This window comes from Ureibacillus chungkukjangi, assembly GCF_044795995.1.
In the GTDB taxonomy this organism is placed as follows: Bacteria; Bacillota; Bacilli; order Bacillales_A; family Planococcaceae; genus Ureibacillus; species Ureibacillus chungkukjangi.
In genome coordinates this window covers 22030-34233 of sequence record NZ_CP085010.1, presented here as the reverse complement: position 1 = coordinate 34233, position 12204 = coordinate 22030, and the positions used below count along the sequence as shown (strand labels likewise).

The 12204-nt window shown below is 29.9% G+C and carries 8 protein-coding genes; 1 reads left to right on the top strand and 7 read right to left on the bottom strand.

From position 1 onward, the window contains the following. From LG296_RS19730 to LG296_RS19700, 7 genes are all read right to left on the bottom strand, one after another. On the bottom strand, positions 1-765 hold the full coding sequence (locus LG296_RS19730; RefSeq protein ID WP_107937353.1) for a hypothetical protein: 765 nt from the start codon (positions 763-765) through the stop codon (positions 1-3). Then, entirely contained in the window at positions 758-1372 is a 615-nt protein-coding gene (locus LG296_RS19725) for a hypothetical protein (protein ID WP_107937351.1), read from the bottom strand. Before LG296_RS19725 ends, LG296_RS19730 begins: the two co-directional genes overlap by 8 nt. A 139-nt stretch (positions 1373-1511) precedes the next feature. Beyond that, positions 1512-2450 (bottom strand): phage integrase N-terminal SAM-like domain-containing protein, encoded by a 939-nt coding sequence (locus LG296_RS19720; protein WP_107937349.1) that lies wholly within the window; start codon positions 2448-2450, stop codon positions 1512-1514. A gap of 668 nt (positions 2451-3118) precedes the next feature. Then, positions 3119-4849, bottom strand: a complete 1731-nt coding sequence (locus tag LG296_RS19715) for a hypothetical protein (protein ID WP_404428018.1) — start codon at positions 4847-4849, stop codon at positions 3119-3121. Between the two features lie 884 nt (positions 4850-5733). Further along, complete coding sequence (locus LG296_RS19710; protein ID WP_107936632.1) at positions 5734-6864, bottom strand: hypothetical protein; 1131 nt, start codon at positions 6862-6864, stop codon at positions 5734-5736. 720 nt (positions 6865-7584) lie between these two features. Next, positions 7585-8907 (bottom strand): plasmid replication protein, encoded by a 1323-nt coding sequence (locus LG296_RS19705; RefSeq protein ID WP_107936634.1) that lies wholly within the window; start codon positions 8905-8907, stop codon positions 7585-7587. Positions 8908-8945: 38 nt separating this feature from the next. After that, positions 8946-9269 (bottom strand): hypothetical protein, encoded by a 324-nt coding sequence (locus LG296_RS19700; protein WP_107936636.1) that lies wholly within the window; start codon positions 9267-9269, stop codon positions 8946-8948. A gap of 1535 nt (positions 9270-10804) precedes the next feature. On the opposite strand from LG296_RS19700, the gene LG296_RS19695 reads away from it, so the two are divergent. Further along, positions 10805-12202, top strand: coding sequence for a replication-relaxation family protein (locus tag LG296_RS19695; RefSeq protein WP_404428017.1), 1398 nt, complete (start codon positions 10805-10807; stop codon positions 12200-12202). The last annotated feature ends 2 nt before the right edge of the window (positions 12203-12204 follow it).

Genomic DNA, 12204 nt, shown 5'->3' with positions numbered 1-12204 from the left:
TTACTCTCCTTCTTCTGTCTTCACAAATGTTTGTTTAAATTGTGATACATTACTATTCATTGTCTCATAGCCATTAGTAGGTTCATCATCAATAAGGAGCCAAGCCTTATTATCAGCTTTAGTAATTCTTGTTTTATAAAAAACATCTTTTCCATTCTCTAATGTATATTTACGATAGAAATAACCTTCATTTCCCATTTCATCATAAGTAACTTCTGTCATTTCGTAATTTGTAATTTTACTGTTTAATTGCTCTTTAAATAATTCTTGAAGAGACTCGTACATACTTTCACGTTCTTTGATACTTTTAGGCAGCAGCTCTTCAAATTTAGGTGATATATAAGGACTAATCTTTTGATAAAACGTTGTTCCATCTATTATAGAGGAATGATATTGAAATAGAAGATAACTGAAATATTGTGACGCTTCTGTTTTATCGGTGAAAATATCTTTCGCTTGTGGCACATTATTAGTTACAACTACTTTTTTTTCTAAAATATTATGTTCTACAGCTTCCTCAGCCGTTTTACTATCTGCTTCCTCAAGCATTTCCTCTTGTCTTTCATTCATCTCATAATCATCATGACTTACATCTCCATCTAAGATAGCGGAGGGGTTTTTTTCTTCTTCAATTTCCTCTGGAGCTTGTGATTTCTTTTCTTCAACTTTTGCTACTTCTTTTTCAATGGTTTCATCTATTGTGCAACCAGCAGTTAATACAGAACAGAGCAATAGACCAACACTAGCTTTTTTGAGATTACGCATATTGATTATTACCTTCTTTCGTACATCGCATTATACCTAATTGTTCGCGTTCCTTTTCATTTAAGAATGTTCCTAATTCTGCTGTCTCATAGGAAGGACGGTTATTTCTTATTGAATCCATTACTAATTTATCAAAGGCACCAATTTTAAAATAATAGTTATTAGTGACAATCGTTGTAGAATTCATAATCTCTTTGAATAATCTTACTAGTACTTCTTGAACTTCATATGTAAGGTTATTATGTTGAATCACAACAGCTCGCTTTTTCTTATGTCCGAACAAGCATAGCCAAATTGTAAACATATTTCTATTAAAATATCGTGGATCAATCAACGATACTTGTATTGAATCTGTCCATTCTTTAATAATTCTTTCTAATATAAATGAGGAATGTAAAATAAATTTAGAATTACATTTTTCAATATTAAGCGAGTTAATGTTATTTTTCTCAATATACATATCTAAAATAAATTTCTTATTATCTTCTAATGTAAACTCTAGTGTATGTTTTCCTTTTTTCTTTTTAATCACACTGTTTCCTAGTAATATTGCAACAACTAGATCTTCTGTATATCTCAGGTTTTTGTAGTGTGAATCCAAATCCATAGATGCAACTCCTTTCTCTATCTATTTTGCTTTACGACATTATTAAAAAAGTAAAAAAAACACCACGAACCAAGACTGTTAATATTCCTCTTAACAGTCGTGATAGTTCGGGGTGTTCCCAAATTAATATTAAGTTCAATTATAAAGCAATAGAAGTATCTACATCATTTGTATTTTGATTATGAACAATATCATTATTATACTTCTTATGATTCATTCTCTCAATAGCTGTCTCAACTAAAGTTGAAATAGATTTTCTTTTTCTACCGAGTATTTCAGCGATTTCATCTATTGTTTTCTTTTGTTTTTGGTAGAGATAATAAACATATGTTAAACGTACATCATCTGATCTTAAATTAATCCCAATAAATTTATTTATTTCGGAGATATAAAAACGAGTTAAGAGTGGTTTAGATTGACCGTAAGTAGCCTGATTTTTGGGTTTCACACTTATTAAATATGGAGTATCTCGGACAATTGTTGCTCTATGAACAATGCTTTCAATCACAGCTATCTCTTGTTCATCTGTGTATTCAACCTTTACTACTTCTTGATTTCGAGAAACATATTTAATTTCAGCTACATTATCTTTAATAGATACATGATCTACTTGTAAATCATACATATCACTTACTTCAATACCTTTTATATATAGTAGCATAAGGAACTTACATGTATCTGTAAGTTTAGAGTTTAATACCCTTTTCTGCTGCTCTAGTAAAAATTCATAGTCATAATTTAAAGAACGAGTTTCACGTATCTCATGAATAGGTTCTTGGAAATACTCAAACTTTTCCATAATATCATGTGATATATAACGTTGTTCCCATAAGTAGTTAAAGAACACTTTTAAATTGGACTGTTTACGATAGATTGTAGCGTCTTTATATTTTTCTACATTTTTTTGATAATCAAGATAATCTCGAATATCTTTTGCAACTATCTCATTTGGTGCAATATCTCTTTTGTGTTTACCTCGTAAGAATGAGAATAATTGTTCAACTACAATGACTTGAAATTTAACTGTTGAGGGCTTAATACCTTTCTTTAATCGGTTTTGAGCAAATCCATAAGGCATGAGTGTTTTCCTCCTTCGTTAAAAATAGTCAATCTTTATAGATTTTAATTCCATTCCATTTAAAAAAACTACTATAGTATATAAACTTTAGTAATCAATCAGTAATTATATACTTTATTAAAACATTATTTCCATCTAAATGAAACTAAATGATTTTAATTGAAAGCGACGAAACTAATTAGACCTAGTGAAAATAAATGTAAATCATTTCTCTTATAAATTATTAAATATCATTTTAAATATATATAATAAAACCTTAAAAAATTAATTATTAAAAACTTAAAAGTAGCCTTTTTTTCGTTTGTATTAATTGTCCATGAATCCTTTTAATATAAGGAATTTCGAGAGTATAGATTAAAATGCGCTTTTTTTATTCTGTGAGAATAACCCTCCGAACTATGAAATTAATACACTAGATTGTTCTTTTAAAAACTAGTAAAGAGTTAATAACAATCAGTAATGGAAATAAAATAACGATATTAACTCCAATTTGTGTTATATTGCACCAAGATTCGACTTTAAATCTACTATAAGTCTATTATTCCCTAAGTTTTACAAGACAAATCATGAATTGAATCTATATATAGGAAAAAAAAGCATGACAAAGTGACCACTCCAAAAAGGGTTAAGTGGCCTGAATTTTCATTTTATTTTTTTAAAAATTATTACTAGTCACGTTCTACTAGCCAATTGTAAAACAAATTAGAGTTGTTAGTCTGTATGTTTTTCACTTGAATAAGAGCACGTATTTTTATCTCAAATAATGTTTTAGCTTGTTTAATAAGTAGCTGTTGTTGCTCGTTAGTAAGATTAACTAACGTTTCTACTGATTTTGATTCAAGAATACTTTCATAGACTTCTTGTAGAACCGCTGGTGCATAATTATTGTACATCGCTGTTTCGCCTTTTAGGACATACTCAATTTGCGATCTAATGTATGTTTTGTGTAGAGCAGCAATACTATAATGATACTTTTCAGTTTCTTGTTTTATAGAATCATGTTTTAATGCACCATCATATGACTCAACAAACTGACTAATTAATGCTTCAAATGTAACTTTCGCATGGCTTTCTAAGACTGGCATTACATTTTCAATCACATTATTTTTAAATGTTTGAATATCCATTTTGACGTTGTTTTCAATTACATATTTAGCATATAGGTTGTATATTTTTTCGTTCATATTGTTTTCAAGACCAGACAGTGCCGAAGGATAATATTCACTAATTAGACTATGTACTTTTGGCTCATTAAACATATCTAATGTTTCTTTCAAAGTGATGATGTCTGCATGATCCCCTATAAATTTCAGTATGCCTTTAAAATTTTCATGTGAAATCAACGTATTATATTCAGCAACTTTAATGTCTTCATTTTCAAAGAAAAAGTCACTTTCTAATCTAATACGTTCAATAATTTGTTTTGTTGTTTGTTTTAAATAAGGCATTAAATAATACTTTTTGAAAATTGAACCAGCTTTTTCCACTCGAGTAACATTATAAGCATAAAGATGGTTGTGTTTCTCAGAAAGAAAATAACGTAAGGCATCCCGATAAATTTTGACACTTATCGTTGGCCCAACTAATGATATTAAATTCTTCTTTAAATTAATAAAAAGATTAATAGCATTATCATCTAATTTAAAGATGTCCTCATGGGAGAATATATTTTCTATAGATAAGCTGTAAATGGAAAGCTCCTTTTCGAACTCAGCTAGATTTGAAATATTATTGTTCGTACTGTTAAACTCACATACTTTTAATGTTATTTTGTATTTATTTACCCCAGGATTCTTTCCTAGTCGTCCATCTTCTGTATATGTATATCCTAAGTAGCTTAGAAGTCTATTCATTACTTCCTCATCATCAAGGTTTTTAATATCGTTGATGTTTACAAAGAAATAACTATCTTTTAAGCCAGTATTTGATTTAGGTAAGAAAGTGGCTTCTAGTAATCCTTTTCTGGCTAATACTATAATTGCAGTCAATAATCCCTTTAATGTTTTGAATAAATCAAAACCAACATTATCTTTTTGGTAATGATTCTTATAAAGCGAACAAACATCATATGTACGCGTATAATTAGCTTTTGGACTAATCGATTTCCCTAATAAAAAGTATAAAAAATTAATCATCTTTGGTTTTAATGTTTTAAGGAATTTATAATCGGATAATAATTTGAAGTTAGGAATGAATAGAGTATCAGTACCTTTTGAAATTAATACATGAGATTTTTCTGTCACATAGTAACCATCATGTTTTTTCACAATAAAACCTAAGGAAATTAGGTTTTTTAATGCAGGTACAAATAGATCGGAACGAATACCTACTTGTTGATAGATATTGTCCCAAGAAGTTTGAATTTTAAAGTCAACATCTACATAACGTGATACACACATTAATAGAGTGAGAGCAGTAAATGAAGGTTTTTTAAAAGAACTTTTTCCTAATGAAATAAAAAAGTCTGCAGATATCTTTGTACTGTAATATTGAGTTTGGTCTTGTAAATCATTAAGAAAAAATTTTGTATATTGAAGAGCACTAGTGCCATATGTATTTTGTATCATAATAAGTTCGTCCTTTGTAATCTAGTTTTTAATATGCGAAAAAAAAACTAAATACAAACCGAATTTTTTCATTAAAAATGCTCTTTACTACAATAAACCATCTTGCATTGTAAGTTGAAAATAAGTTACAATAAGTAAAGAAACGCAATCTTAAATCAAAACTTATTTAATAATAAGTTTTTAAATGATTTGTATTAAGTTTAAAAAGAATTATGTTAAGAGAAAAAGTTAATGTGGTTTCTTACCTCGCTTTCTTTTACTTAGTTTAGTTTTTTTTAAACCGGTGAAGGTCTATTTGGACCGAGACACTAACGGAAGTCGGAAGCCGTTAGTGTTTTTTTATTTGCTTTTTTGTCGGAAGGTTGCAAATAAAAAAGTGTATTTTACCTAGTACCCCCTTGTCGGATAGGGAATTTCCCCTTTTCTACTCTAGTAAATTTGCACATAAGCACAATTACTTAGCAGAAATGGAAATTTGTACGAGGTCAAAATTAGTATATCAAATTATAAAATAGTATAACAAGCATTATTTTCTGCTACGTCATTACTTATATCGGCAGTTGTCTGTAAAAGAAAAGAGCAACTTTTTTCTTGCTCTGGAAATATTTTGTATGCTAATATATAACTAATTTAATAGTGCTTATAAAGAAATGTGTATTTCTTAGTATGCACGAGGTCAAAAAAACTACCATCCATTATGGACGGTAGTTTTTTATTTATTCTTTAGTTTTTTCTTCTTCAACAGTAGCAGCTACTTCTAATAGTCCTGTGTCGCTTAATGTTACTGATTTGTTTTTATTAAACTCAGGTAACTCTACTACATTACTAATTGTTGCACTTAATAAAGGTGTTCTTAGTAATGAATGAGTAAGATCAAAGCTTTCTTGTTGTTTAAGAACCATATTTAATTCACTAGTATTTTTACTTACTCTTTCTTTAACCTTCCCTAACTCTTCGGTTAAACCTTTTATACTTTCTGAAGTAGTTTCTATCTCTTCAAGGACCTTTGAACAACTATCCATTAACTCCTGTTTTAAACTGTCATTGGAGTTACCTAATAATTTACCAATAAATCCACTAGATTTTACTTTTTCAATTTTAGATTCATATGATTTCGCTTCTTGTGTTAATCTAAGCGATCTATTATTTAATTGGTCAATTTGTCTTTCCAATCGACTAATTTCTTCTTTACCCTTTTCGATATCCTTAGTAAGAATAATCGTCTCAATAGAGAAGTTGATTTTTTTGTTTACTAATTCTTGTTCTTTAATAAGCTCATCTTTTAACTCTTGTTTTACTTGTTCTTTTACATGCAAAGTTGAATTTTGAAGTATATTCGCTTGTTGATTTTTGAACTCTTCCATAAATGGATATATCTCTTTATGAAATATTGATAGAATTCTAGCTTCATCAATTTGCTGTACATTGTTCCTTGAGACATCTGTATGAACTCCTGTTGCATCTACTAATCCAAGCGTATGAGCAACTTCATTAGGTCTAAAGTTTTTAGAAATTAAAAAGAATATCATCCATAATTTGAAAAGAATAATTTCATCATGTATATAAGTTTTTGCGCCGACTTTAACAGCCTTTAAATAAGATTTAAATCCACGAGAATCATTAATAATATTTAGTACTCTTTGGGCACTTGATGCCCCTACTAACTTAGCAGCATCATCATTCTTATATTTTTCTCCTAGAGTAATAGACTTTAAAAATTCATTCTCTGGATTCAACAGTTCATCGAGCATGCCATGATTTTCTATGAATTGATAAAGTATGTCGTCTTTAAAGTAGTTACTAAAAAACGATATCTTTTCTACTATTTTGGGATCTATTTTCACCATTTTCTATCACCTCACTAACGAAAGTTTTGTAGTGTGTTAAGTTAAGTAAAACCGATTTTCCTTGATTTTGCAATGTTTCAGAACAGTTTTAAATAATTTAATTTAAATTTAATTTTTATTTGGTTTACAAAACAAATATAAAACGATTTAAAAACAGTGTGAAAATAATTTGTTTTAATGATAATTGAGTAAATTCGAACTAAACGATTTATAAACAGTTTAAAAACTATATAGTTCAAGCTGAAATATAGTCGATTTAAAATGAATTTTTATTTAGTTTGAATATATATATAAAACTGTTTAAAAACAATTTGAAAACGGTTTGTAAATAGATAAAATTTATTGATTTATATTTAGTTTTATTTTAGTTTGAAAATATTAATCAAAACCATTTGTAAACAATTTGAAAATGGTTTCAGTTTTTATTCAGTTTGAAGTTTCAAATAAAATTGTTTTCAAATAATTTAAAAACGATTTAGTTCATATAGCTAGATATTGGTTTAATTTTAGTTTTCATTTAGTTTATTTATTTAATTATTATGCATCCTTTAATAGTTTGAATTTAATTTAAAACCGTAGAGCATTTTAGTGATTTAGATTTTGTTTTTATTCAGTTTAAAAGAGAAGATGTAAACAATTTAAAAACAGTTTAGAAAAAAAGATGCCTTAGAATGCTGTTTTATCAACATTCTAAGGCATCTATGAGTCATTGATGATTAATTATAAATTGAATCTTTTAGCAAGATCATCAAAATCATCATTTAGTTTATCTGAAGAGTTATCATCGTTTTTATCTCCAAATAAATCATCGAACGAAAGATCCTCGCTTTGTTTATTGTTAGATGAAGCCTGGAATCCAGCAAATAAGTCTTTCTTTTTAGCTTCTTCGTTAGCCTTTTGAATCTCTTCAAATTGACGTTCGGCATCCATTAGGGCAGAGATACGAGCCTCTGGGAAATCCAATCCTGCAAAAACAGAATAAAAATAAACATTGTTATCTTGTCGTCTCGATTCATATTCATATAAAGCGACAGGTTTTTCTTTAGCTGCTAAAGCAGTAGAGGCTATTAAACTTTCAAGTTGCTCTACAAACTCAAAAGTATATAATCTTTTTGAATCTGATTTGTTTGCTAATACACTAACAGCAACTTGTTTAGCCTGTTCTAAGTTATATCCACTTGATAATACTCCATTATCAATCTCTTGTTTCAGCTTAGTAGAATAAGATAAACCTTGACCAGCGTCTATTGTTGCAGATTTTGCACTAAAACGCGCGAAATGTATTAAGCCGGGTGTTTGTAACATTTTTCGGAACTCTGAGCTATCAAAGTGATATTCTCCGACAGGTAAATAACTTGCTGTAACAGTATTAAGATCATGTAGTGCATCCGCAACATATTTATTTGAATATGTTAAGTAATCCGCTATTGAACCTTGAGGGTGTTCATTTCGATATTCGTCAAATAGTTTTTGATTGTCCACTAAAATAATAGGGCCAAGTCCTTGCATTGCAGCATAGATTTTTTGTAGTCGTTGTAAAGCATTATTAATTACAGTATGACCCTCTACAAATCTAGGTAGAGTTAAGATTAAACCAAATTTCTTTTTAAATCCATTAGTCATTAATGTTTTAATCCCTTGAATGACGCTTCCTGTACCAGTACCACCACCTAAACCGACAACTAACCAAACGAAATCAGATTGACTAAATTGTGTAGTAACTAATTTGTCTATCTCTTCCGCTTTTTCAATATATAGTGATTCACCCATATTGATATCACGCCCAGCGCCTTTACCATCACCAATTAGAAACTTTACAGTATTAGGGTTGCGTGGAGTCACTTTATCAAAATCTATTTGATTAGTGTTAATTAATAATGCTGAATACGGGTATTTTTTGTTAGTTATGTTTGTTTCAACGTCTGCACATGCTGATGCAATAGATGTTCCACCCATTCCTAGCCCTAAAAATCCAAATCGAAAACTCATTTCTTTATTCTCGTGTGATAATTGTTGTTCTCTGTTTTGTAATGTTTGTTCCATATTTTATCTCTCCTTATTCTTATCTATTTTAGTCAGGTTTACTTTCTTTGTGTGAAATTCAATAACTCTTTCCCTAAATCAGTAATTGAATAAAGTCTCATTCTGCCCAGTTCTTTGACATGTACCAATCCAGCACCTTCGAGTCTCGCTGTATGTATATCTAGTAAGTAACGGGATGTAATTAAAGGTTTAGGATTTTCATTACCGCGTGATTTTTCTAGATCAATGTAGCTATCATTAACAATGTCACGTAGTTTGTCCTTATTAATTGGTTCACTTTGGTTTAAGAGTTTAATTAAAAACCATTTACTTTCGATGCTTAAGTTATTATTCAAGATACTTAGGTAGTCGTAATTAGTCATTTCTTCACCACCTCGTTAATTATTGCCTTAATGATTCAATTAATCTTTCAATTAATAACAGCGTTAACTATTACCGCAATATCCTTTTCATGGCTCTATTGTACAGATTAGGAAGTATAAAATCAAGGCATTATCCCCATAAAATTTGATGTTTGTTAAACCTTTATAATTCTACATTTTCTATTCCCTCATATACTGCCGTAATAATTAATGTAATAATTAAGTGAATTATGCATTCTGTTATTGATTCAATTTGTTGGTAGAATATTAGTTTAATTTTGACAAATATTTTTTAGGAAAAGTATATAAGGTTATTAATTTTAGAGTTAATTTTAACTATATGAGATTTGTAATTTGGTAAATCAGGCTAATTCAGTCATTTAAACTTAATAAAAACCATTTATAAACCAGTATTTCTCAAATGATAGTGAAAAGAATTTATAAATTGTTTTCAAATCGTTGCTAGTATGGAAATTGAATATTAAAAATGGGGAGACGGCAGTATTAAATAATTTGTAATCCATTTAAATATTGCTTCAGTCATTTAAACTTAATAAAAACTATTTATAAATCGCTATTTTTCTAAAAATAATGAGATAAATTTAAAAATTGTTTTCAAATCGTTTGTTAGGGGGTGGAATTGTTAAAAGGGGAGGGAGCAGTATTTAAAAGTCCATTCACTATAAATTGTGATAACTGATTGCAAGGAGTGGGATTATTTAATATATGTAAAGACCAAGCTTTAAACCAATTAGAAAAACAACCGATTTATAATTCTTTTACAGTACATTTAAAAAGTAACGGTTAGTTAGTCATTAATAAACATAGCAAATCAACCATTAGGAACAACGACATTTTGATTATTACAGCTTTAACGGATTTATAGAAACAGACCCAATTTTGGAAGGTGTGTGTATAAAGTAATTAATGATAATTTAAGAGTCTTATAGCTATAAACTATAAGCGCAAATCTAAAATTCAACTCGTATTATTGCCTACTGATCACTTAAAGAATTACTTTGAAAATTCTTGTAAATAATTACTGGATGTTCTTATTGAGCAACAAGATAAATAAGTCGGAATTAATATGAAAATGAAGAGGGAAGTCAGGTAGGAAAGATGTTGGAAACTGTCATTCGTAAAGTGTCATTCAGTAGTGACAGTTATATGAAAAAAGCGTCATTTATAAAGTGTCACTCTGGATGACTTTCACAGTAAAGAATTCCCTAAGGTGCAAGTAAGTTTTGCGACGCATACTAAATTCCCCTTTATAACTAGCAAATAGAGGTAGTAAAGCTTCCCTCGCATATGCTTCACAAATTCTAATACCTTCCCCTTAGATTCCTCAATTATTAGGCAACTCTAATGAATCCAATAATGAAAACTAAAAAGATATGTGTTACAATGTTTTCCGTAATTACATAGCTGAAACGGGAATACCCCGATCGAAAACTTAGAGCATATCACGAGATGATATTGTTCTGTTTTTGGTCGGGGTATTTTGTGTTCACTGAAAAGATTGGAGGTGAATGAAGATGAAGGACAATATTAAAATTAAGTTACCCAAATACAATCATATGCCTTCAATGCTGTTATATCGGTTTGAAATCAAACTTATAGAACAGGTATATATGCACCGCTATATGAGAGCAGCTGATATCATAAATTTATATACCTTGTATAGAGAAGAGGTTGCATTTGAACCTATAACTCGCAATGGGATATCAAAAAGGTTAGACCGTTTAGTTGATAGTGGTATCTTAAAAAGAAAGCAAAATGAATCCATGAAGTTTAACGGCCTTCTGTTTAATAGTTATTTTTATACGGTAGGTACTAGAGGATTAAATGTACTTGTAAATGAGGGACTTATCGAAGAAGTGGAAGTAAATCGCTTTGAAGATATTATGAAAAAGATCACATTACCAAGCGTGCATACCATGGCAACATCAACATTAGCTAACAATATGTACATGTACTTGTATCAGCAAGGGAGAATCAATGACAGTTTTAAAGTCAGGTTACTACGCGGGAATGCTCATGCTATTCTAGGTACTTCCGCAAATGCAACTACAGATTACAAGGGGCTGGTTGTTCCTGATTACGTGGTAGAAACAGAATACGCGCTTATTGCTTTAGAAGTTGATAGTGGACGACAGGGGAAAGACGTCATTTTAAACAAAGTGAAGCGCTATAAAAAGTTTTGTGAATCTGACTATGCAAAAGGAAAAGAGATTTACGTTGTCTTTTCTCCAATTGATTATAGTGTTGCCAAGTATGCAGAGGAAGGTACAAGAGTTAAACGAACACATTTCTTAAAAACTTCTTTTGATACAACAGTAGACTGGCCGAATAATTTACATGTATATGCGACTCCTTCCGCGAATGTTCCAGAGTTTGTTAAGCGTGCAGTAGATGAATTAGAAGTCATGCAGCCGATTCTACAGTCCTTCATGGCAGATGAATGGATAGATTATACAAAAATTGTTATGAAGAACTTTGATTGTGAAGTTGGGACATTTGAAGAAAAGGATATTAAACCACCAACTAGCAACTGGAATCCACTATTTACAGCGGATAGTTATATGACGATCAAATACCCGAATAAGCGGAAACGTCATTACGTGGTTCTAAGAATGTGTCCGGGTTCCATTCATTCTTATGAAAGGTATAAAGTTTACCGTGCTCGTATAGAAAGTCTAAATGAATCCGATTATTCGAATTATCAAGTGGATCTCATCTTGCTATACGATAACTTAGCTTGTTTAGATGCTGATGTAATTGAGTACGAGCAATCCCGTAATGTTGAAGTATATCTAACAGATAAAGAAAGCTGGTTGTCATTAGCAGAACAAACACGTGCTCAAATTAAAAAGTCCCAACTCCCGTTATGGGAGTTGGGAAGTAATTTCACAAAAGTACCAAGAGATGAGTAAGG